The sequence below is a fragment of the Clostridium saccharoperbutylacetonicum N1-4(HMT) genome (assembly GCF_000340885.1).
GTDB lineage: Bacteria > Bacillota > Clostridia > Clostridiales > Clostridiaceae > Clostridium > Clostridium saccharoperbutylacetonicum.
The window spans coordinates 6,046,474-6,069,810 of sequence record NC_020291.1; the positions used below are offsets into that span (position 1 = coordinate 6,046,474).

The 23,337-nt window shown below is 29.2% G+C and carries 19 protein-coding genes; 6 read left to right on the plus strand and 13 right to left on the minus strand.

The window, feature by feature from the left end; translation table 11 throughout:
• The 6 genes from CSPA_RS26395 to rfbA form a co-directional block, all read right to left on the minus strand.
• Entirely contained in the window at nucleotides 1-1,377 is a 1,377-nt protein-coding gene (locus CSPA_RS26395; protein WP_015395478.1) for an ABC transporter permease, read from the minus strand.
• Between the two features lie 14 nt (nucleotides 1,378-1,391).
• Nucleotides 1,392-2,231 carry a dTDP-4-dehydrorhamnose reductase gene (rfbD, locus tag CSPA_RS26400; RefSeq protein WP_015395479.1) on the minus strand — a complete coding sequence of 280 codons (840 nt, stop codon included), beginning with the start codon at nucleotides 2,229-2,231 and terminating at the stop codon, nucleotides 1,392-1,394.
• A 13-nt stretch (nucleotides 2,232-2,244) separates the two neighbouring features.
• Nucleotides 2,245-3,246 (minus strand): glycosyltransferase family 2 protein, encoded by a 1,002-nt coding sequence (locus CSPA_RS26405; protein WP_241393410.1) that lies wholly within the window; start codon nucleotides 3,244-3,246, stop codon nucleotides 2,245-2,247.
• A gap of 247 nt (nucleotides 3,247-3,493) precedes the next feature.
• Nucleotides 3,494-4,513 (minus strand): dTDP-glucose 4,6-dehydratase, encoded by a 1,020-nt coding sequence (gene rfbB / locus CSPA_RS26410; protein WP_015395481.1) that lies wholly within the window; start codon nucleotides 4,511-4,513, stop codon nucleotides 3,494-3,496.
• A 33-nt stretch (nucleotides 4,514-4,546) separates the two neighbouring features.
• On the minus strand, nucleotides 4,547-5,098 hold the full coding sequence (gene rfbC / locus CSPA_RS26415; RefSeq protein WP_015395482.1) for a dTDP-4-dehydrorhamnose 3,5-epimerase: 552 nt from the start codon (nucleotides 5,096-5,098) through the stop codon (nucleotides 4,547-4,549).
• Between the two features lie 47 nt (nucleotides 5,099-5,145).
• The gene (gene rfbA / locus CSPA_RS26420) at nucleotides 5,146-6,027 is read right to left on the minus strand and encodes a glucose-1-phosphate thymidylyltransferase RfbA (RefSeq protein ID WP_015395483.1); all 882 of its coding nucleotides are present in this window, start codon (nucleotides 6,025-6,027) and stop codon (nucleotides 5,146-5,148) included.
• A gap of 321 nt (nucleotides 6,028-6,348) precedes the next feature.
• On the opposite strand from rfbA, the gene CSPA_RS26425 reads away from it, so the two are divergent.
• The 6 genes from CSPA_RS26425 to CSPA_RS30940 all read left to right on the plus strand — a co-directional run bounded on the left by CSPA_RS26425 (nucleotide 6,349) and on the right by CSPA_RS30940 (nucleotide 11,701).
• Complete coding sequence (locus CSPA_RS26425; RefSeq protein ID WP_015395484.1) at nucleotides 6,349-7,752, plus strand: undecaprenyl-phosphate glucose phosphotransferase; 1,404 nt, start codon at nucleotides 6,349-6,351, stop codon at nucleotides 7,750-7,752.
• Between the two features lie 40 nt (nucleotides 7,753-7,792).
• Nucleotides 7,793-8,668 (plus strand): glycosyltransferase family 2 protein, encoded by an 876-nt coding sequence (locus CSPA_RS26430; protein ID WP_015395485.1) that lies wholly within the window; start codon nucleotides 7,793-7,795, stop codon nucleotides 8,666-8,668.
• A gap of 140 nt (nucleotides 8,669-8,808) precedes the next feature.
• The gene (locus CSPA_RS26435; protein WP_015395486.1) at nucleotides 8,809-10,671 is read left to right on the plus strand and encodes an O-antigen ligase family protein; all 1,863 of its coding nucleotides are present in this window, start codon (nucleotides 8,809-8,811) and stop codon (nucleotides 10,669-10,671) included.
• Between the two features lie 277 nt (nucleotides 10,672-10,948).
• Nucleotides 10,949-11,197, plus strand: coding sequence for a hypothetical protein (locus CSPA_RS26440; protein WP_015395487.1), 249 nt, complete (start codon nucleotides 10,949-10,951; stop codon nucleotides 11,195-11,197).
• A 121-nt stretch (nucleotides 11,198-11,318) separates the two neighbouring features.
• Nucleotides 11,319-11,609: a four helix bundle protein gene (locus tag CSPA_RS26445; protein ID WP_015395488.1), complete on the plus strand. Its 291-nt coding sequence runs from the start codon at nucleotides 11,319-11,321 to the stop codon at nucleotides 11,607-11,609.
• A complete protein-coding gene (locus CSPA_RS30940; protein ID WP_241428397.1) occupies nucleotides 11,606-11,701 on the plus strand; it encodes a hypothetical protein in 96 nt (31 codons plus the stop codon). The genes CSPA_RS26445 and CSPA_RS30940 overlap by 4 nt, the downstream gene beginning before the upstream one ends.
• A gap of 126 nt (nucleotides 11,702-11,827) precedes the next feature.
• Here CSPA_RS30940 and CSPA_RS26450 read toward each other — a convergent pair whose 3' ends face one another.
• The 7 genes from CSPA_RS26450 to CSPA_RS26480 all read right to left on the minus strand — a co-directional run bounded on the left by CSPA_RS26450 (nucleotide 11,828) and on the right by CSPA_RS26480 (nucleotide 23,191).
• Nucleotides 11,828-13,612 carry an N-acetylmuramoyl-L-alanine amidase family protein gene (locus CSPA_RS26450; RefSeq protein ID WP_015395489.1) on the minus strand — a complete coding sequence of 595 codons (1,785 nt, stop codon included), beginning with the start codon at nucleotides 13,610-13,612 and terminating at the stop codon, nucleotides 11,828-11,830.
• A gap of 576 nt (nucleotides 13,613-14,188) precedes the next feature.
• Nucleotides 14,189-14,956, minus strand: a complete 768-nt coding sequence (locus CSPA_RS26455; RefSeq protein WP_015395490.1) for a phage replisome organizer N-terminal domain-containing protein — start codon at nucleotides 14,954-14,956, stop codon at nucleotides 14,189-14,191.
• Between the two features lie 453 nt (nucleotides 14,957-15,409).
• Complete coding sequence (locus CSPA_RS26460; protein WP_015395491.1) at nucleotides 15,410-16,600, minus strand: cadherin-like beta sandwich domain-containing protein; 1,191 nt, start codon at nucleotides 16,598-16,600, stop codon at nucleotides 15,410-15,412.
• Between the two features lie 104 nt (nucleotides 16,601-16,704).
• Entirely contained in the window at nucleotides 16,705-17,982 is a 1,278-nt protein-coding gene (locus CSPA_RS26465; RefSeq protein WP_015395492.1) for a cadherin-like beta sandwich domain-containing protein, read from the minus strand.
• Between the two features lie 366 nt (nucleotides 17,983-18,348).
• Nucleotides 18,349-19,614 (minus strand): N-acetylmuramoyl-L-alanine amidase family protein, encoded by a 1,266-nt coding sequence (locus CSPA_RS26470; RefSeq protein ID WP_015395493.1) that lies wholly within the window; start codon nucleotides 19,612-19,614, stop codon nucleotides 18,349-18,351.
• 101 nt (nucleotides 19,615-19,715) lie between these two features.
• Nucleotides 19,716-21,014 carry an N-acetylmuramoyl-L-alanine amidase family protein gene (locus CSPA_RS26475; RefSeq protein WP_015395494.1) on the minus strand — a complete coding sequence of 433 codons (1,299 nt, stop codon included), beginning with the start codon at nucleotides 21,012-21,014 and terminating at the stop codon, nucleotides 19,716-19,718.
• A gap of 464 nt (nucleotides 21,015-21,478) precedes the next feature.
• The gene (locus CSPA_RS26480) at nucleotides 21,479-23,191 is read right to left on the minus strand and encodes a cadherin-like beta sandwich domain-containing protein (RefSeq protein WP_015395495.1); all 1,713 of its coding nucleotides are present in this window, start codon (nucleotides 23,189-23,191) and stop codon (nucleotides 21,479-21,481) included.
• Nucleotides 23,192-23,337: the final 146 nt, after the last annotated feature.

A 23,337-nucleotide genomic window follows, 5' to 3' on the forward strand; every position in this document is an offset into this window, starting at 1 on the left:
TTATAATACATCTGCAAAATGTGGCTTTAATTTTTTAAATATTGTTGCTCCAATAGCAAATAACCCAAGTGTTATTATCCAAAAATATAATGTTTGAAAATATCTTTGGAAAAACCAAACATGGTTTAAAAATGTATCTCTATATCCTTCAACTATATAATACATTGGACTTATCTTTAATATCCACTGATATTTTTCTGGAACCATTGTATAACTCCACATTATAGGTGTCATCCATACACCAATCTGTAAAAAAATATTTATTATTTGTCCTAAATCTTTAAAGAAAATTACTATTGCACTTGTTGCATATGATATTGCAAGTACTATAGCAAATACACAAAACGAATAATATATTAATTGTACTGTATATATCGATGGATAAAATTCATATATCCATGCTACCACAAACAAAAAACCTATAAATACTAAATGTACAAATAATGCTGATACTATTTTCACTATAGGTAGTATACTTATTTTAAACACAACTTTTTTTACTAAATAGCTATATTCTAACATACAATTTGTAGCATTTAATAATGCTTCCTGAAAGAAAAACCAAGGTACTAATCCCCCCATAAGCCATAATATAAAGGGTACACCTTTAATTGGTGAACCTGACCTTAATCCAACTCCAAACACGAACCAATAAACTAGTATTGTTACTATAGGTTGAATAAATGCCCAAATAATGCCCAAATAAGAACCTGCGTATTTTGTTTTGAAATCATTTTTTGCTAATCCCCATATTAAAGTCCTGTTATTTTTAATTTCTTGAATTAAGACAAGTACACCTTTTGATTTTCTAAGAACAATTAATATTAATATATCTATTAATATACAAATGATTGATTTTAAAACATAATTTATAATATTTTCGTATTCAAAAAGAGATTGTTCTACTCTTATGTCAACCTTATATGTTATGTGTGGATCAGTCCCTGTTGTTAATAAATCAATTGCTCCTTCTTCTTGTTTTGTTTCTCCAATTTGATTTTGATTGCTTTTATCTAACAATTGGTTTAAATCTAAGTTTATTTCCTTACCAAAATAGGATAATTTAACATCAGATATATTAGTCTTCCCAGGCTGCTCACCAAAATCGAATCTCAATTCTTTTGTGCTCTTTGGAATTGTAAACTCTAACTTTTCCTTATTATTTATATCAGTATAATCTATCTTTTGTGATTGTTCTTCCTTCCATGAAGAATCATTTCCATAAAACAGCTGATATGAATCTTGTTTGTCAGATATTACTTCATAACTCAAAGTAATATTTTTACTTTCCAAATCACAATATTTAAACACTGCTACATTAGATAAAAATACAATAAATATTAGTACTATTAATTTAACAAATTTTTTCTTACTCATTTTATATTATCCTCTTACTTGAGTTCTATTAAGTATCTTTCTAAAGCATTTTTCCAATCAGGCAACAAATTAAATCCATTATCCAAAAGGCTCTTCTTTGAAAGTCTTGAATTTAAAGGCCTTTCCGCTTTTGCTGGATACTCGCTTGTCGGAATAGGATTTATCTTGCAACCTAAATCCGCTTTTTTCATAATTTCTGCTGCAAACTCTGCCCAAGAACAAAAACCTTCATTAGTTGCATGATATACACCATATTTTTCAGATATAGCCATATCGCATAAAAGTGGTGCTAAATCAAAAGTATATGTAGGACTTCCTATTTGATCACACACAACATTTAAACTTTCTTTCTCTTTCCCAAGTCTAAGCATTGTTTTAATAAAGTTGTTTCCATTAACTCCAAACACCCATGAAATTCTAACAATAAAGTACTTATCCAAAACTTCCTTAACCTTTAATTCACCTTCGTATTTAGTCTTTCCATAAACTGAATGTGGCTCAATTTTACCGTCAACTTCAAATGAAGTGTCTCCTTTACCATCAAACACATAATCTGTAGATATGTAAATCATCTTAGCATCTATTTCTTTACAAGCCTTTGCTATATTCTCTGTACCATATACATTGACTTTTGTACAAGCTTCTTCTTCATCCTCCGCTCTATCAACCGCTGTATATGCTGCACAATGTATTACACATTCTGGCTTTAACTTTAAAATATGCTGCCTAACAGCATTAGCATCTGTTATATCCAATTCTGCTCTATCAATTCCAATACACTCGATATTCCTTCTATTTAATTCCTTTACAATATCAAAACCTAATTGTCCATTTACTCCAGTAACTAAAATCATTTTAACTCTCCTTTTACAGTACACCTTTCTTTGCCATTTTAATGATATACTTAAATATGCATTCTGGCAAAAAAGGTAATACAATTTCTATAATTATTGAAACCTTGTGGAAGTCTCTATACTTAATCATAACTTTCAAATTTTTAATATTAGGTTTAAAAAAATATTTTTTTCTAGAATCCAACCAAATTAAACAACTTTTTATATGTTCCTCTAATTCAGCATACTTTAATCTTTTCTCTAGTGATTTATATCTATAAATAAAATCCTCTATCCTCTTACTATAATATGTTTTTTTATCATGAACATCTTTTAAAATACCTGTTTGATTTGAACTATGTTGCCTATATCTTACTAAAGGCCTATTTATGAATTCTATTTTCCCATTTAATGCCGCTATAATAGCAATCCATTGATCATGAACTAATGTTTTTTCAAAAGGTATTGCTTTCATTGAAATATCTCTTTTAACAATCATTGCACATCCTGTCACAAAATTAGTCATCAGCAATTCTTTTGCCAAGTTATATCCAGACTTATATATAATTCTTTTTCTTATTTCAGTTATGCTTTTAGCTATCTTCTGTCCATTCTCATCAATTATTGAAAGATCACTGCACACAAGTGTCACATCTTTTTCATAAAATTTATCAATCATTAATGTTATTTTTTCTTTTTCCCATATATCATCCTGATCACAATATGCAAAAAACTCTCCATTTGCTATTTTAGTAAGTTCTTCAAACGCTTTATTAGAGCCCTCATTTTTAGTTCCACTAACTACAACATATGAAAAGTTTGTTATATACTTTCCTATCAATTCTTCACTAATAGGAAACTCTGGACAATCATCATAAACTAATAATTCTATATTTTCATAAGTCTGCTCATTCAAAGAATCCAGCTGTTCCACAATCCACTTTTTATTAGGTTTATATACAGCCATTAATATAGAAACTAGCGGAGAATCGTCTTTGCTATAATTTTTTTCTAAATTATTATCTTCGATAATCATATTACTCAACTGTAGATTCTCCTCTGCTTATAATCTTAAAACTTAACTGTTGATTTCAATGCATAATTGCTCACATCTAATCTATCTCCGAATGTTCTTGGTTGTGCTTCACACTCTTAGTAAGGTACTTGTTTATTTAAGTTAAATGATCTTGGTTTCGCTTCGCACTTTATTTATAGATGAATGATCTTAATTGCAACATAGCTGTTTTATTTATAGGTACATGTTCTTGGTTGTGCTTCGCACTCTATCTAGAAGTGTACATCTTTTCATAATAACTTTGATATTCACCACTTATTATATTTTCCCACCAAGCCTTATTGTCTAAATACCACTTAATTGTCTTTTTTATTCCTTCATCAAAGGTTGTTGTTGGAAGCCATCCAAGTTCATTATGAATCTTTGTAGGATCTATTGCATATCGCATGTCATGTCCTTTACGGTCACCAACATATTTTATAAGCTCCTCTGTTTTTCCTAATTCTCTTATAATGGTTTTAACCACTTCTAAATTAGTTCTTTCATTATGTCCACCAATATTATATACTTCCCCAACTTTGCCTTTGTGTATAATTAAATCAATAGCTCTACAATGATCTTCTACATAAAGCCAGTCACGCACATTTTCTCCTGTTCCATACACAGGTAATTCCTTATCATTTAAGGCATTAGCTATCATAAGAGGAATTAATTTTTCTGGGAAATGATATGGTCCATAATTATTTGAGCATCTTGAAATAGTTACAGGTAAATTATAAGTTCTATAATATGCTCCAACTAAAAGATCAGCTGATGCTTTACTTGCTGAATATGGGCTTGATGTATGCAATGGAGTTTCTTCTGTAAAAAATAAATCTGGTTTATCTAAGGGTAAATCTCCATACACTTCATCTGTTGATACCTGATGGTATCTCTTTATTCCATATTTTCTGCATGCATCCATAAGCACTTGCGTACCCATAACATTAGTTTTTAAGAATACTTCAGGATTTTCAATAGATCTATCCACATGACTTTCTGCAGCAAAGTTCACTACAATGTCTGGAATTACTTTCTCAAACATTTCATAAACTGCCTTTCTGTCTGCTATATCTATTTTATAAAAACTAAAATTAGGATTATCTTTAACTGACTCTAATGTTTCCATATTTCCTGCATAAGTTAAAGCATCCATACAAATAATTTTATAATCTTCATATTTATTAAGCATATAGTGAACAAAATTTCCGCCTATAAATCCTGCTCCACCAGTTACAACAATTTTCATCCTTCAATCCTCACTTCTTATATTAATAATTAATTACTTATTATATATAAATGTACAATCACTATCCTTCAATAATGGTGCCTTTTTATCTTTTTCTGAAAGAATTGGATTTTCTATTCCCCATTCAACACCTATTTCTGGATCGTTAAATTTAATACTTCTATCACTCTCATAGTTATAATAATTATCTGTTTTATATACAAACTCCACATCATCAGTTAAAGTCAAAAATCCATGTCCAAAACCTCTTGGAATAAATAATTGCTTTTTATTTTCATCCGAAAGTTCAACAGCTACCCATTGTTTATAAGTTGGAGAACCTTTTCTTAAATCAACTGCCACATCAAGCACAGCCCCTTTGACACAACGTACTAATTTCGCTTGGGCATGTTCTCCATTTTGAAAGTGAATTCCTCTCAATATTCCTTTTCCTTTAGAATAAGATTGGTTATCCTGCACAAAATCACAAGCTATTTCCGGAGTCTTAATCCTAGAATAAGTTTCCATAAACCATCCTCTTTCATCACCAAAAACCTGTGGTTCAACTATATAAACACCTTCTAATTTAGTTTTAATCAAATTCATTACTTAAACCTCTTTTCACTGTACAATTGACGATTAACAATTGCCAACTAGTAAATCACTTTATTTTCCGCAACATTTTTAAGATGTTGTCCATAAGGACTTTTTCCATACTGCTCTGCACCTTCTAACAAAGTTTCTTTAGTTATCCAACCATTTTTATAAGAAATTTCTTCTAGACATGCAATCTTAAGTCCTTGTCTTGTTTCAATTACCTTTACATATTCAGAAGCCTCTGTTAAACTATCAACTGTTCCAGTATCAAGCCATCCATATCCTCTTCCAAGAGTAATAACATCTAATTTTCCATTTTCAAGATAAATCTTATTTAAATCTGTAATTTCCAACTCTCCTCTTGGTGATGGTTTTAAATTTTTAGCATATTCACAAACCTTGTTATCATAAAAATAAAGCCCTGTAACAGCATAGTTTGATTTTGGTTTTTCAGGTTTTTCTTCTAGAGATACAGCCTTACCATTTTCATCAAATTCTACTACTCCAAAACGTTCTGGATCTTCTACATAATACCCAAAAACTGTTCCACGGCCTTCATTTTCTACTGCTCTTTTTAAATGTTTAGTTAACCCATTTCCATGGAATATATTGTCTCCAAGTATCATTGCACATTTATCATTTCCAATAAACTCTTCACCTAATATAAAAGCTTGAGCTAATCCATCTGGAGATGGTTGTACTTTATAAGATAAATTAATTCCATATCTAGAACCATCACCTAAAAGCTTTTCGAAATTAGGTAAATCATTTGGTGTTGAAATTATTAATATTTCTTTAATCCCTGCCAACATTAACGTTGATAATGGATAATAAATCATAGGTTTATCATATACTGGCAAAAGCTGCTTTGAAGTTACCATAGTTAATGGGTAAAGTCTTGTACCACTTCCACCTGCAAGTATTATACCTTTTGTCAAAATTATCACTTCCTTAATTTATAGTTCAATTTTCAGTGATCAATTCTCAATTTTCACTCATACTTAATAAAATATTATTGCGTTTATTGCTTTTACACTCTAAAAATGATTTTATCATATTATAAAGTATAAATAAACAATATTTACATATTTAATACGATAGTAGTTACTTGAATTATATCAAAATTATTGCATATCCTTAAAATTTCTTCTTTATGCTCCACTCAATCCCCTAAAAAACATAAATTATTAATTGTACATTGCTAATTTTGTTATATAATATAGTTATGTATTTTCAATAAATAATAAAGGATGATATAAATGATAAAAGAAAATCAAAATTTTTTAAACAAAATAAATGCTGTTTCAGACATTGTAATTTTATTTATATCAATGACTTTAGCATATTTAATTCGTTTTCATATATTTTCATCTGATTCTGGGTATATAAAGCTAATTACATACCTTCAATTTTCAGTTATTATAATTCCAATAAATTTAATTGTATTTAATTTTTTTAATCTTTATCATTCTTTTAGAACTAAAGTTTTTATTAAAGAGTGTAGTCAAATAATCAAGGCAAATACTCTTCTTACTGCTATACTATTATCTATGCTATTCACTTTAAAGCTAGGAAATATTTCACGTTTTGTTATTGTTATCTTTTATTTTGTTAATATCGGATTGATAACAAGTAAAAGACTAATAATAAGAAAAACTTTATCTAACCTAAGAAAGAAAGGTTTAAATTTAAAACATGTAATAATAGTCGGAGCTGGTGAAGTTGCTAATGAATATTTAGAAGTCCTTGAAAACAATAAACATTTTGGATATAGTTACTCTGGATATGTAGCTGATAGTACAGATTTCAAAGGAGAAAAACTTGGAGATTATGCTGACCTATACGAAGTTTTAGATAAAACACAACCTGATGAAGTTGTTTGTGCTTTAGATATTTCGGATGCCAAATATCTAGAAAATATAGTTTCTGCTTGCGAGAAAAGCGGTACAAAAATTTCTATAATTCCTTTTTCCTATAAATACATACCAAGTCAACCTTACATAGATCAAATTGGTAATATTCCGCTTATTAATCTTAGACGGATACCCTTAGACAACTTAGGAAATGCATTTACTAAACGAGCTATAGATATACTTGGTTCTATATTCTTAATTATATGTACAAGCCCTATCATGCTTATTACAGCATTAATTATAAAACTTACTTCAGATGGCTCTGTTGTTTTTAAGCAAAAGCGTGTTGGCTTGAATAAAAATTTATTTACTATGTATAAATTTAGATCCATGAAAGTTAATTCATATGAAGAAACTGGATGGAGTAAAGATGTTGATCCAAGAAAAACAAAATTCGGTTCATTTATTCGTAAATTTTCGATTGATGAATTACCACAATTTTTTAATGTTTTAAAAGGAGATATGAGTTTAGTAGGTCCTAGACCTGAGCTTCCTCATTTTGTCGATAATTTTAAAGATGAAATCCCTCTTTATATGGTAAAACATCAAGTTAAGCCTGGAATAACAGGCCTTGCTCAAGTTAATGGTTATAGAGGTGATACATCCATAAAGAAAAGAATTGAATACGACATATCTTATATAGAAAATTGGACTCTATTACTTGATATGAGCATATTATTTAAAACTGTTTTTAAAGGCTTAAAAAATAATGAAAAGATTGTTATAAATGATACCATTGATATGAAGTAACATTACTCTATCTTAAATTGTGCAACAAAAGGAGGAAACTGTGAAATTATCTATTATTATCGTTAACTACAACACTTATACTCTTACTAGACAAACAATAGAATCAATAATTCACAAAGAACATACCTTTCAATATGAAATCTTATTAATAGACAATGCTTCTAAAGATAACAGTATTGAAAAATTACAAAAAACCTTCAGTGATCTTATATCAAAAAAAACATTAAAAGTATTTGTAAACTCTACAAATTTAGGTTTTGCAAAAGCCAATAATATTGGTATGCGAGCTGCTGAAGGTCAATATATATTATTACTTAATTCAGATACGGTTGTCAACGAAGATTGTCTAGAACAATGCCTAGCAGAGATGGATAAAAACTCAAATTTAGGTGCTTTAGGCTGCAAAGTTGTGCTTCCAAACGGAAAACTTGATCATGCTTGCAAAAGAGGCTTCCCAACTCCTAAAGCTTCACTTTATTATTTATTAAAATTATATAAAATCAATCCTATAAAGTATGGGCAATATGATGCATTACACTTAAAAGAAGATGAAGTTGGAGAAGTTGATTGTCTGATGGGTGCTTTTATGCTTATGCCGAAAACAGCACTTGATAAATCAGGTTTACTAGATGAGGATTTTTTTATGTATGGTGAGGATATTGATTTATGCTATCGTATTAAGGAAAATGGATATAAAATTTTATATTACCCCAAAGCAACAATAACTCATTACAAAGGTGGAAGTTCCAAAAAGAAAAGGACTAAAGTTATATATGATTTTCACAATGCAATGTGGATTTTTTATAAAAAGCATTATTACTCAAAATATAATTTTGCCATATCTTTTCTTGTATTTATAGGTATTTGGACAAAATACTTATTAGAAATACTTAAAAATTCAGTTTCTTCAAATTGACTATTGATAATTGTCAGCTAGTATTGTTACTAAAACCTTACATTTCCTTGTGCTTCGTTGCAATGAATTGCTGAGGATGCTATAATATTACATATTTGTATGTGTAAATTACAAAAATAATTATATTAGGATGTGTAGATATGGATAAGCTTAGAAATAATTCAAAAGATAAATCTTATAATTTTTTCTTACCAATTGCAGTTATCCTGAGCATTGTACCTTTAATTGTTCGGATGACCAACGTTAACGTTGATGAAAATGTAGCTAATATATGGGGCAGTACTACTCAAGTAGATTTATTTTCGCAAAAAAAAGCCTTTTTATTAATGTTTTTTTCTATTATACTAATATTACTCAGTATAGTATTTTTTAAGAAAATTTTTAACAAAAAAGACAAAGTTGTTAATTTAATTTTAATTTCAACTGGTGTTTTTTTTCTTTTTATACTCCTTTCTTCAATTTTTTCAAAATATCAAGAAGTTTCTTTTTGGGGGATGTTTGATAGGGCTGAAGGGTTTATTACTATTTCATGTTATTTAATCATTTTCTTATATTCAATTTATACTTTCAAAAATACTAATAATTATAAATATATTATAATTCCAATATTAATTATAGTATTTATTAATGCATTTTTGGGATTATTCCAATACATTGGACAAGACCTAATTGCAACACCTCTTGGTAAACTCATGGTTGTACCTAGTGAATATTTTAAGACTACTGGAAATTTAACTCCAACCATTCAAGAACACACACTTTATGGTACCTTTATTAACTATAACTACATGGGAAGTTTTGTTTCTATTGTATTACCAATTTTGTTTTGTTATACGATATTTGAAGATGAAATTTTATATAAGATTTTATCTTTCATAGGAACATTGCTTTCATTTTGGCTATTATTTGGCAGTTCTGCACGTTCAGGTTTAGTTGGTGTTTTTGGTTCTCTTATATTTGGTTCAATATTATTCTGGAAACCTATTAAAAAACATTCAAAATATCATTGGAAGAAGCTTTTAATTGGCTTTTTATCATTGATCGTGATATTGGTAGGTGTTAATTTTGCTTCTCACGGATCAATACTAAGAAGACTTCCAACTTTGACTTCTGATATTTCTGAAATTTTTAAAAGTACAAGTGATTTTGATTATACAGATCACACTCCTATAAAGGATATTAAATATGAAGGTTCAACAACAGAAATAGTACTACCAAATAATGCTGACACATTGAAAATAACTTATGAAACTGGTAATCCAGTATTTAAAAATTCTAAAAACGAAATTGTTCCATATACTTTAAACGGAAAAGTATTAACAACTAATTATGAAGCTTTTAGAAATTTCACTTTTGCTTTTGGGAAACTTGATAGCAAATCAGTTATGTCTGACACTTTACTTTTAAATATAGATAATCAACCAAGATTTATATTTAAATTAAATGATGTTAAAACATTTCATCTTATGGACATGAGCACAAAGAAATTTATAGATTTACAATATCCTGAAACCTTTGGTTTTAAAGGAAAGGAAAAACTAGGTTCTGCGAGAGGATATATTTGGTCAAGGTCTATTCCATTGCTTAAAAATACTATCATATTAGGAAATGGTCCAGACACATTCCCATTTGTATTTCCTCAAGGTGAATTAATCGCTAAATATTATGCTCTTGATACCCCAAATATAACTGTTGATAAAGCACATAATCTCTATTTACAAATGGCACTTAACTATGGAGTGATAGCATTGTTAGCATTTTTAATAATAACAATTACTTATTTAGTTGATAGTTTCAAATTGTATGCTTTCAAAGAAAATTATGATTTGGATAAACAAAAAATGCTTGGAGCTATTACATCTTTAGGTGTCTTGGGATACTTAGTTACCGGTTTCTTCAATGATTCAGTAGTAAGTGTTGCTCCTGTATTTTGGATAGTATTTGGTGTGGGAGTTGCATTGAACTTCATGAACAGAGAGACACTACGTAAGCTTAGTAAATAATCAATTATCAATTATCAATTATCAATTATCAATTATCAATTATCAATTATGGATATTTTAATTCGTTGTTGATTTAAATTTAAGAGATAATGAACTAAATTGGAGCTACTTCGGTGGTTCCTTTTTTTAATTGTCAATGGTCAATTTTCAATGATCAGTTGCTTAATTCAAACAATATGGATGATTATCATGAATCTCTAATCTGTTGCTGTAATTTTTCAGTTGTTTGTTCTCTATAATAACATTAATCCATTCAAATTTATGCGAGGTGAAATGCGTGAACAACGAAGTTTTAGATATTTTAAAAAGACTTGAATCTAAAATCGTAAATCTAGATACAAAATTTGATAGACTTGAAACTAAAGTAGATGAGCATACACAAATTTTAAGAGCATTAGAGCATTCTGCTGAAGTTAATAAAGCTGAACATGATAAGATGGCTAATGATATAGCTAAAATTCAAGGTAATGTTACTGGTATAAGAAAAGATTTATCCCAAGTGGAATTAGTTACTGCAAATAATTAGGCTGATATTGCCAGATTAAAATCTGTTAAATAATATTTAGGAACTGCTAAAAATGGTGGTTCTTTTTTTGTTTATTAATTTTGTTTTTAGGCAAGAATAATGATACAATGGTCAATTATCAATGATCGATGATCAAATTTTCAGTAGTTTTGGAGGGATGGTTATTTATAGTAATGTTATTGTTAATAAGTCGTTTGATTTTGCTCTTGAAATCATCAATATTTATAAAGCTTTGGTATTTAATAAGGAGTTTATTTTATCAAAGCAATTATTGCGTTCTGGAACTAGCATAGGTGCTAATATTAAAGAAGCTATTAAAGGATATACTAAGACAGAGTTTTTATACAAGATGAATAGGAAGCTAATGAAAGCGAATACTGGTTGGAACTTATTATACAATCTAAAATTTTGAAAGATGCTAATATTTTAAAAGCGCTTCAAGATTGCAAAGAGATATGTAAAATTTTAAGCAAAATTGCAGGTAGTTGCAGAAATGAAACTTAAAATATATAATAACTGATACTCTTCACCTGATTGACAATTGATCAATGATCATTGACAATTGAAAAAAAGAAGGTACAAGGCATAGCCTTGTCCTTCTTTTATTTAACAGAATTCAGAGATTTAGGATTAAACCCAAGCTCCGTCTGCTCCTACCCAGTAACCATCAGGAGTAGTAGTGTTAACTAACATAGCTCCAGTTGCTCCAACGTAGTAGTATTTTCCACCAGATTGAACCCATGCATTAACTGTCATAGCACCTGATCCACCTAAGTAGTACCAAGCTCCAGCTGAATCTTGAGCCCAAGCATTAGCTAACATGATTCCATTAGCATTTGAGTAGTACCAAGTTCCAGTTGTATCTGTATACCAACCAGTAGCTTTAGTTCCATCAGCTTTGTTGTATGACCAAGATCCATCAGTGTTCTTAGCCCAACCAGCTGCTGCTGGAGTTGTAGTTGTGTCGTCTTTCTTAGTATCATCAGTAGATTTTCCACCGATTACTGAGTAAACTTCATCAGCTTGGCTCCAAGCAACCATGTTGTCTTTGTCATAAGTTGATATAGCATTGAAAGAACCATCTACTTTGTAGATCTTTGTCCAATCGTCTGTACCATCAAATTTCTTAACATATCCGCCATCTAATACATAAATGTTTCCATCTACGTCAGTATCCATAGCTACTTTATTAAGCTTGTCATTGTATTCTCCTTGAATAGTTGTTTTTGATTCAACGTCAGTATAGTAGTAACCATTCTTTTGCTTTAATGTAGCTGCTTGAACAAATACGTTATCTGAAGTTGAATTGCTGTTATCAACATAGTATATTACTAATTTTCCACCAACAACTGCTGCTTTAGCACCTGTTTGGTTAGCATAAAATGCATAGTTGCTTTGATCATTAGCAGTACTTCCACCTAGAGGAGATAGATTACTCTTATCATCTTTACTTATAACATAGTTATAAACTGTTTTAGCATATTTAGCTTCATCTTTATCACTTGAATCTTGAGCTTTAGATATCTTTTGAATTACTGGTAAAGTTACTGAACCATCAGTACCAAGTGCGAAAGGCTTATTGTTAATATTTACAGTTTGATTAGCTCCACCAGCTACTACAACTTTGATTTCAGCATATCTATAGATATAATCTTTATCTTGTCCTAAAACTATGCTCTTAGTTACTGCTGCACCAGCTTTAGTTGTTGTTTGACCTGAAGTATCTGAATCTAAATCTTCAAGATCAACTGAGTTTTCAATTGTTGCAGAAGCCTTAGTTGTTTCAACTTTAATTTTTCCCATGTTGTAATCTGCATCAATATAGTTTCCATCTTTATCAGTAAATATGTTAGCATATGAAGCAGGAGCTCCTATACCTTTACCATCTGCATCTTTTCCAGAAGCAGCAGTAGTATAGCTATAACCTGATTTTCCAGTAGTTTCATACCAAGTTTCTCCAAACTTAAGTCCTGGTATAGCTTGTAAGTCTGGAAGTACAGTTGCATCGTTATTCCATCTATTAACTTCTTTAGCTTTCTTTCTTAAAGCAGTTTGAGCATCGTCAGTATCATTTTCAGACACATTTTCATCGATTACTTTACCTGTTGATAAATCAACATTGTAATCTTTACCGTCATCAACTTTAACATATTTAGTTCCATATGCTGAAACATCTGAACCAGAATCAACATCAGCTAATTCATTGTACTTACCATCTTTTAAGTAATAAGTAGCATCGTTGTCATTAACTTCTCCATCAACATATGCAGTACCATCTTTGTATGCTACTGCATTATAAACAGTACCTTCTTGTGAATCTACTTTTTTAACGTCTGCAGCGTATGCAGGAACCATTGTAGCAACAGAAGCTGCAGCTACTAATAATGATGTAATTTTATTTGCTCTTTTAAACATCGTTTTCTTTCCTCCTAAATTTTAAAATTCAGATAAATTATAGCATTTTTGTATAACCATGTAAAGTTATATAATGCTTCTAAATGTATATTTTGCACAAACAATATAATCAACAATTAATTTGATATGTAATCTGTACCAAATTCACATTCATTATTACAGTATATCACATTACATTTAGCTTGTACATAAATAACTAATTTTTTATCGTTTTTACTCCTATCCCAAGTAATCCCTTTGTTGTCATTAAACTATACAAACTAAAATTTCATTTTGGGTACTTTTTCAAAAAAACTTTTTTATTTTTTATAAATAAATTTATATTTTCCTTCGTACCCTTTTATTACTACATTTGCATTATATAATACAAAGTAGTAAATTACTTTTGGTCCCTTTTCGGATATTTTAGAAAAATATTTTTAATTTTCCTGCAATTCCTTCAATGTCCTTAAATAACATTATATAATACAACATCAAAAACTATTTCTGGTACCCTTTTGATCAATTATCAATTATAAATTTTTAATGCTCAATCACTAAACACTCCAACTCAACATTTGCCATTGATAATTGAACTTAAAATTTCCACGCTCCCACAATAATTTCCCCTTTTTTCAATGTATTTTCTATATCTCCACTTTTAAATTCACATACTTCTTCCTCTGCGTTATCATCACTAAAATCACTAATTATATTATTTTTCTTCCGCCTTTTAACTTTTCTAGTTTTTTTATTTTCTGAACCTATTTTAATATCATACATATTTTCATTTACCGTAGTCTGCGTTTCTAATTCTACATTACTTTTTTCATTATTAATTTCTAAATTAATCACCTTCTCATTTCCTATATCTACATTATCTTTCTTGTAAATTTCTTCTTTATTATTATCTACCTTTAATTTTTCTTTTTTATTAATAGTTATAAGTTCTACATTATCTTGATTTTTCAATTCACTATTTTCTTTAAACTCCTTAATATCTTCAGATTCATCCTTTTTAATTTCCACTTTTTTATCTACTTTAATATTCTGATGCTTTGCAAAATTTTTCACCCTATATATCTTATCTTCTGTAACTTCAACCATTTCTAGCTTTATAAATGTATTTAATGCTAATTCAATATCTTTCTCTTCCCTATTGATCTCAATAGCTAAAGTTTCTATTGAATAAGGTATATTTTTTGAAAGATATAATTCACCCATCAAATTAACTTTCCCAGCTAAAAGCACAAGTCTAAACCAAATATATTGAATTAAATCCCTTTCTGGCATCTTATCTATTATTTTTAATTTTGTGTCATCTGGCATGTCTATTCTAAATTTTACGTACTTTCTTTCTCTCATATTACTCATTCCCTTTCATATACATAATAAATAAATCAATATTCAAAAATGTTCTTATTTGCAGCACAGCTGCTCTATTCTAAGGTGCATATTTTCTTTCTATCATATTACTTATTTCTCTCCATAATATAAAATTTAATTTCTACATTAGTTATATGCTTTATTAATTTTAAAAACATAAAATGCAAAAATTTTTTCAAAAAATATTCTTCTGCCATCAAATTGATAATTGACTATAAAAAAGAGAGTACCTTTTCTGATACTCTAATATTGCAAATAACTAATATTATCTAATAAAACTCTTCTATAATTAAACTAGAAACTTTTACCTATTCTCAATTGTCAATTATCAATCACCGACAATGACTTCATAATTAAAAATTGACAATTGAGCATTAAATAAAAGAGCACCCTTTCGAATGCTCTATTAAAACCCAAAGTATTTAATTGCTATTATTCAGTCCAAGCTCCATCTGCCCCTAATTTATATCCTCCTATTGTAGTATTACTTGCCATAGCTCCATTACTATTTAAATAATAATACTTTCCATCAATATCTTTCATCCAGCCAATCTGCATTATTCCCTGTTCATCAAAATGATGCCAAATTCCATTTATCTTCTGCCAACCTATTTTTTTAATGCCATCTTGACCAAAATAATACCACAACCCATCTACATTTAATAAATCTGTTGCTCTATTTCCTTCAGCATCTACATAATAATTTTGGACCCATTTATTCTTCACTATATTTCCCGATTCATCATTATACTGCCACTTTCCATTAGTCTGTACCCATGAACCTTTTATATTATTATCTGCTTGATTATTATTAGAGATAGCAATTCCAGTATTAGTTCCTCTAAAAACATTTAAAGTATAGGTTCTTGAATTGTCTGAATCATCTTCCACATAAATTTCTATTTTATTATTACCTTTATTTAACGAAACCTTTTCTTTATATTTATCATCTTCATCAACTTTTGTTCCATCTATTTTAACTTTATAATTATCATACTCATTACTATCACTATCTGGCCTAGCTCCTATTGTTATCTCATTAATATCATCTGGAACATTTACATTGTAATTATATGTTGTTTTTGAAAAATTTACATCTCCATAACTAACAGTAATATCTTTTAAATAAACATTGTCATTTTCACTATCACTTGAGCCTAAATATTTCACCTTAATTCTATATTCACTTGCAATATTATCTTTATCACTATATTTAACAGCTCCAGGATTTTGGCTATATATTCTCACAACAATAGTTGTTGTATCTGATAAACTTATACCACCACCTTCTCTTGTTCCCCTAGTTGAACTTGAAGTTCCATCAAATATTCTTACATTATCTGAATCTACACCACTTACATCAACTTGAACCTTACTTAAAGATGTTTTGGCATAATAAGTTCCAGGTTCCTTAACTTCACTAACCGTGTCATCATAATCATTATCTGAATAAAGACTTAATGAATTTCCACCAGATGCCTTTAATCTTATATTTGTTACTCCATCAGTTGTATTAGCATAAGCTTTTGTATCCATGAAATTTAAATTTATTGCTGGTGATAATACATTAAGAATTCCTAAAATGAGCGCTAGCGATATTATCTTTTTTATATTTTTATTCATGTCATTTCCTCCTTTACAATTGTCAGCTATCAATAATCTTTATTCAATTTTCAATTAAAGAATTTATTTTCATTGATAATCAATCATTCCACATTGAAAATTTTCTACTTAATCCATGCTCCATTTGGACCTAATTTGTATTTTCCAACAGTCGTATTATATGCCATTGAACCATCATAACCTAAATAATAATATTTTCCTGTATTATCATCTAACATCCAGCCTGTTTTCATCATCCCAAAAGAGTCAAAATAATACCAATTACTTCCTACCTGCTGCCAACCTGTTTTTTTAGCTCCATCTACTCCAAAATAGTACCATATTCCATTTATATTTAACCAATCTGTTGCCATATCACCATTATCCTGCAAGTAATAATTCCCCATCCAAGTTCTTTTTACTGGTTTTCCTGTTGTATCATTGTATTGCCATTTTCCATTAATTTGCACCCATTGATTAGCTTTAATAGTTGTTGCATTATCATTATTGGTTTTATCTACTGTTTGAGTAGTATTAGTATTTTGTGAATCAGTTGAACTAGTTCCCCTGTTTATTATCAACGTATATTTTCTATAATAACTACTACCTTCATCTTTAATTTCTATTTCAAATTTATTCGTTCCCTTATACAAATCCACATCTTTTTTATACTTATCGTCCTTGTCCACAAAATCTCCAGCAATATGGACAGAATAATCATCATTTTCAGGTTTTACTTTAATAGTTGCTTCATTTACACTAGTTGGTACATTGTAAGTGTATGTTATTTGTGATTTTACTAAAGGTATATCCTCGCCATTTACACTAAGCTTATCTAGATATATATCATCATATGCCTTTGAATATTGGGAATCTGTAAGTTTATCATTTCCATCTCCTGAATATTCTACCTTAACCTTATATGTACTTAAAAGATCATATGTACTATCCTCACTATATTTAACCTTATCGCCTGGATCTTCACCATATACTTTTATAATAAACATAGTAGTTGATGAAAAATCAGTAGATAATCTAAGATCAGTATTTAAGGTTTTTCCCTTACCAGAATCTGAACTTCCTTTAAACACTCTAACATATTTTGAACTTACGCCACCTAAATCAAATCTAACAATACTTGTCGAAGATTTAGCATAATATGTTTCATCTGCTTCTATATCCTCTGGATCTACCATTTGATTATTTTTATATTCTTTACTACTATATAGTTTTAACTCATCACCATCTGCATCTACTAATCCTACACTATCGAAATATTTATTTGAATTAGATGCTGCATATGCCTTTGTAGTTAATAAATTTATACTTGTTGCTGGCATACTTGCACTAAATGCGCTAAATATAACTGCAATAGCTATTATCTTTTTTATGTTTTTATTCATTTATATACTCCCCCTTAATAGTTGGTTTCAATTATCAATGATTAATGGTCGATTTTTGACTCAAGCGATATTTAATCATTTTCATTGAAAATTATATTTCTAACATATTAGTCAAATTTTTACCTATATATATATTAACATTTATTGTTCCATATTTTAATATATATTTTAATTTTTATAATTTAATTCTTTAATTCAATTATTAATTGTCAATTTTCAAATGTGAATTTTGTTAAATAGCTTTTATTTCATATCAAGTTTTAGCTACTTTTAATTCTGCCCTTCATTTAATAAAAAGAACGCCCATTAACTAAGCGTTCTTCTTAAATTTCATTGCTTTACTAATTTAATATTTATTTTTCTTAGTTATCTTCCTGTCCATGCTCCATCAGCCCCTAAAGTATATCCTTGTATTTTAGTACTATGAGCCATTGAGCCATCTCCAGGATTTAAGTAATAATATTTTCCATCTGTATGCTTCATCCAGCCTGTGAACATTTTTCCTTGTCCATCCAAGTAATACCAATTTCCTCTTACCATCTGCCAGCCTGTCTTTCTAGCTCCATCTGTTCCAAAGTAATACCATGCTCCATTAATTTGATACCAATCAGTAACCATATTTCCATAATCATTTACATAATAACTTTGTACCCAACTATTCTTTAATATTTTCCCGTTTGCATCTAAATATTGCCAATTAGCACCTACTTGCACCCATTGATTTACTTTTGTAGTTGTTGCATCGGTTGCTGTGTTTGGTTTTGAGTCAGCTTTAGTTGTAGAAGTTGTTGTAGTTGAATCATCTGAAGAACTTCCTCTATTTATATTTATTGTATATACTCTTTTATTACTATCTGAATCCTCAAGTTCGACCTTAAATTGGTTTTTACCTTGTTTTAAATCGACTGTTTTCTTAAACTTATCGCTACTATCTACTTCATCATCATCAATTGTAACTGTATCTTCATCTTCATCTGGCGGTACTGCTTTAATAGTTGCTTCCTCTGTGTTACTATTAACATTATAATCATAAGTAGTTTTTGAATCGGATAAGGAAACACTATCGCCATTAATAGAAAGTCTATCTAAATATATATCATCATAACTATCAGAATCATCACTATTATCAGATGTATCACTACTGTCAGCTGTGCATTTTATTTTAATTGTATAGTCATTTAATTTGTCATTTTCATCCTCATATCTTACATCACTACCTGGATCTTCACTATATATTCTTACAATAAGCTTTGTAGTTCCAGATGAAAGACTTATATCACTGCTAATCTTTTTCCCTTTAGTTGAATCAGAATCATTTTTAAATACTCTTACATATTTTGACTTAACTCCATCCACTTTTATAGTAATAGTATCAGATGACGTTTTAGCAAAATAGTCAGTATCAGGTTCTAAACTATCCGAATCTACTTTATCATCATAATTACTACTATCATAAATTTTTATACTACCACCACTTGATGTTTCCAATTTTAAACTATCAAATGTGCTATCACTATTATCAGAAGCATATGCCTTTGCCATTAATAAATTAGCACTTGTTGCTGGCGCTACTGCAGAAATAGTACCTACAGCCAACGCTAATGCAACTATTCTTTTTACATTTTTACTCATGTTCTTCCCTCCACTTTTATTTGTCAATTGTCAATTATCAATGCTCATTGATCGCAACTTCAATTGATTATTGAGCATTGACAATTGATCATTTTTCCTTTCTACGCCATTGCTCCATTACTATCTAAGGTATTTCCCTCAACAACTGAATTTTTAACCATTTTCCCTGTTGAATCTAGGTAATACCATTTTCCATCTGAACTTTCAACCCAGCCAGTTTTCATTGCTCCGCTGCCATCTAAATAGTACCAATTTCCTGAAGAATCTCCTAACCATCCTAATTTCATTACTCCACTTACATCTAAGAAATACCATTGACCTTTAACACTTACCCAGCCAGTTTGCATTTCACCATTATCATTAAAGTGATACCATTTGCCATTTTCTGAATACCAGCCTATAGTCCTATATCCATTTTCATCTAAATGATATCTGATTCCAGTATTTGTATCAAACCACCATTGATTCTTCTTAACAGTTCCTGTACCATCTACATATCTCCATTTTCCATCAAATCTTTGCCATGCGTTAAGCTTATTTCCTTCAGTTTGTACTGTGAAAGTTTGTCCACTTGTAGTTGCTGTGTCTTTCTTTCCTCTATAAACATTTAGTGTATAAGTTTCATCTTCATCATCATGTTCAACATATATTGTTATTGTATTATTTCCTTTGTCCAATTTAACTGTATTTTCAAAATCATGATCTTTATCAACAGATTCATCATTTATTTTTATATAATCTTCATCATCATCTGGCTCTGCTCTAACAGTTAATGTATCAACATTTTCATCCACATTTACACTATAATCTGTTTGACTTTTTGAAAAATCAATATGTCCATCACTTAAATGAATTCCATCTAAATAAGCATATTCTCTATCTTGTTCTGTATCAGATGATGTCGTTTCCTTTTTTACATGGATTATATAAGTCTTAACAGAATCACTTACATCTCCATTATTATAAGCTTCTTTGTAAGCATCTTCACTCTTATATGTTCTTAAGTAAATAGTTTTGTAATTTGAATTAAGTTTAATGTCATCTCCAACATCTTTTCCTTCCTCAGTTTTGCTACCTGAAGTAAATACCTTAACTACATATCCACTTCCTTTAACTTCTGCTGCTATATTCAATACATTTATACCTTGAACTTCAGCATAATATTCATTTTTCGAAGTTAAATCTACCTCGTCTCCTGAGTAACTATCTCTAAGTTTAATTTCACTCTTTCCATTGTTCCAATTTAAAGTCAAAGAGCTTAATTCCCCAGTACTTGCAGCCTTATAAGTTACTGCATAAGCCTCTGTAGCTCCCATTTTAAAATTATTTGCTGGCAAAAAGCCTGAAACTGCACTAATTACTAGACTTGCAGCAATTATATATTTTATCTTTTTATGCATGTATATCCTCCTTTAAAATCCTGATCAATTTATAATTTTTTAACTTTATTTTCTTTTTTAAAAATACTCTTTCCATCTTTTGTAGTTATGCTCTTTGTAATATTATTAACTTAATCGAATGTACCAGAACAACCATCACCTTTTTACATGGTTTTAATTACTCTATACAATTATAGCATATTTTTTCTTAAATATAAATAAAAAACTATAGAGTATATTTATTCTAAGTATACTCTATAGTTCTTAATTTTTCCTTATATAAATATTAATTTTTTATAAATATTCTGTTACAATGTTCAATAATCATAGATATCTTGTTCCATTCTAACTTGTCAAATCGAAGATTGGAACAAGCTAGAATGGGTGCAAGCTTTCTCTTAGTGCTTTCAGCGAAATTTTCATAGTCCTGTATAATACAAATGTATTTAATTTCGTGGAATCACCACATCAGTTTAAGCTATGTGCTAAAGTATTAGAACCCCACTTTCTGTGAATTTATATTCTTTATCATCTATTTTCTTTGTTCCTGTTACCATTGCTCCATCATAATCTAAATAATATTTTGAATTAGCATATACTACCCAGCCTTTTTGCATATATCCATTTTCATCAAAATAGTACCACTTATTATCTAATTGTAACCAGCCTGTCCTCATTGAACCATCATCATTTAAATAGTAAGTATGTTCAACGTTAGTTGTTTTATCTCCTTCTTGAACTGCAGCTGTTTCTTTATACCAGCCTGTCTTCATATCACCATTTGTTTTATCTAGCATGTACCATTGTTCTTTATTTTTCTGCCAGCCTGTTAACATTACACCATTGTTGTCAAACAAATACCATAAATTATTAACTTTAAACCAATCTGTTTGTCTAACTCCACTATCATTTAAATAATAATATATCTTTTTTTCATTATCAAATAACCATTTATTCTTGTATTCAGTTCCATTTTCATCATAATATTTATATCCTGCATCTGTTTTTACCCAGCCATTTTTTTTACCATTTGTTTGTTCTTGATCTTTATCTGTATTTTGTGTATCTTGAACTTTTCCTCTATTTACAGTTAATGTGTAAGTTCTCTCTTTATCATTCACTTCGTCTTTTACTATTACTTTAATTTCATTTTTGCCCTTTTCTAAAGAAACTTTATCTTGATAATCATCTTTTTCCTTAACTTGGTCACCATTAATAGTAACTACATCATTATCATCTTCAGGCTGTGCAGTTATTTTTAATTTACTTACAGATTCATCTAAATCTACAGTATAAGAATTTGTATCTTTCGAAAAATCAATACTTCCATTATCTAAAGTGATGTTATCTAAATATATATTATCTTGAGCATTTGAAGCATCACCTCTAGTGACAGTTAAAGTATAAGTTCTTTGATTATCCTTACTATCAGTAACTTTAATTTTTATGTCATTTTTACCTTCATCTAAATCTATTGCTTTCTTATATCTATCATTAGAATCAACTACTGCTCCATTTATTCTAACTCTATCATTGCTATTTTCTGGCTCAGCTGTAACATTAATATGATCAACATCTTTTGCTACTGTCAAATCATATGAACTTTTTTCCTTTAAAAAACTTATGCTTCCTTTACTAACATCAAGTTTTGATAAAAATATAGAATCTTGATCTCCATCTTCAAAAGAACTTTCAGTAGTCTTTCTTATATTCAATCTATATTCTTGTTCACAGTTTCCAACATTCTTATCAACATCTTTGGCTTTTCTAAAAGCTGATTTATCTTCATAAGTTCTTACATAAATAGTTGAATCGCCTTTTCCAATTAAAATTTTATCTCCTGGATCATAAGCTGTTGCATCAGATTTATCAGAAGTAAATATTTTAACTACGTAGTCACTACCTTCAACATCTGCATCTATTTTTATTCCATCACTTTTATCAGTTTGTTTAATATAATATTCAGTTTCATCACTTAACTTAACTTTATCTCCATTATATCCATCTAGTAAATCCAAAGACTTTCCATCTAAAGTTTTTACTTTAATTGATTTCAACTGTCCATCATCTGGAGAATATGAAGCTGCATAAACTTGTTGTACTTCCATCAAATATTTATTCATTGTTGTAGGTAAAATTGTTGCAGTTGCATTAACAATAAGTGTAAGTGCAATTATACGTTTTATATTTTTATTCATTTAATTTCCTCCTGATTCGTTCCAAATTGAATTCATCTATGCTGCAATTTTCAATGATTAATTGTCAATTATAAATACTCCATTGCATATATCCTGCATTAGCATATGATCAATTATTAAATGTCAATTATCACTGATTAATTTTT

Bases quoted from the DNA above. Each gene is read 5' to 3' on its own strand.
- CSPA_RS26395 (WP_015395478.1), bottom strand. From the start codon at position 1,377: ATGAGTAAGAAAAAATTTGTTAAATTAATAGTACTAATATTTATTGTA.
- rfbD (WP_015395479.1), bottom strand. From the start codon at position 2,231: ATGATTTTAGTTACTGGAGTAAATGGACAATTAGGTTTTGATATTGTA.
- CSPA_RS26405 (WP_241393410.1), bottom strand. From the start codon at position 3,246: ATGATTATCGAAGATAATAATTTAGAAAAAAATTATAGCAAAGACGAT.
- rfbB (WP_015395481.1), bottom strand. From the start codon at position 4,513: ATGAAAATTGTTGTAACTGGTGGAGCAGGATTTATAGGCGGAAATTTT.
- rfbC (WP_015395482.1), bottom strand. From the start codon at position 5,098: ATGAATTTGATTAAAACTAAATTAGAAGGTGTTTATATAGTTGAACCA.
- CSPA_RS26425 (WP_015395484.1), top strand. From the start codon at position 6,349: ATGATAAAAGAAAATCAAAATTTTTTAAACAAAATAAATGCTGTTTCA.
- CSPA_RS26435 (WP_015395486.1), top strand. From the start codon at position 8,809: ATGGATAAGCTTAGAAATAATTCAAAAGATAAATCTTATAATTTTTTC.
- CSPA_RS26445 (WP_015395488.1), top strand. From the start codon at position 11,319: ATGATCGATGATCAAATTTTCAGTAGTTTTGGAGGGATGGTTATTTAT.
- CSPA_RS26450 (WP_015395489.1), bottom strand. From the start codon at position 13,612: ATGTTTAAAAGAGCAAATAAAATTACATCATTATTAGTAGCTGCAGCT.
- CSPA_RS26455 (WP_015395490.1), bottom strand. From the start codon at position 14,956: ATGAGAGAAAGAAAGTACGTAAAATTTAGAATAGACATGCCAGATGAC.
- CSPA_RS26460 (WP_015395491.1), bottom strand. From the start codon at position 16,600: ATGAATAAAAATATAAAAAAGATAATATCGCTAGCGCTCATTTTAGGA.
- CSPA_RS26465 (WP_015395492.1), bottom strand. From the start codon at position 17,982: ATGAATAAAAACATAAAAAAGATAATAGCTATTGCAGTTATATTTAGC.
- CSPA_RS26470 (WP_015395493.1), bottom strand. From the start codon at position 19,614: ATGAGTAAAAATGTAAAAAGAATAGTTGCATTAGCGTTGGCTGTAGGT.
- CSPA_RS26475 (WP_015395494.1), bottom strand. From the start codon at position 21,014: ATGCATAAAAAGATAAAATATATAATTGCTGCAAGTCTAGTAATTAGT.
- CSPA_RS26480 (WP_015395495.1), bottom strand. From the start codon at position 23,191: ATGAATAAAAATATAAAACGTATAATTGCACTTACACTTATTGTTAAT.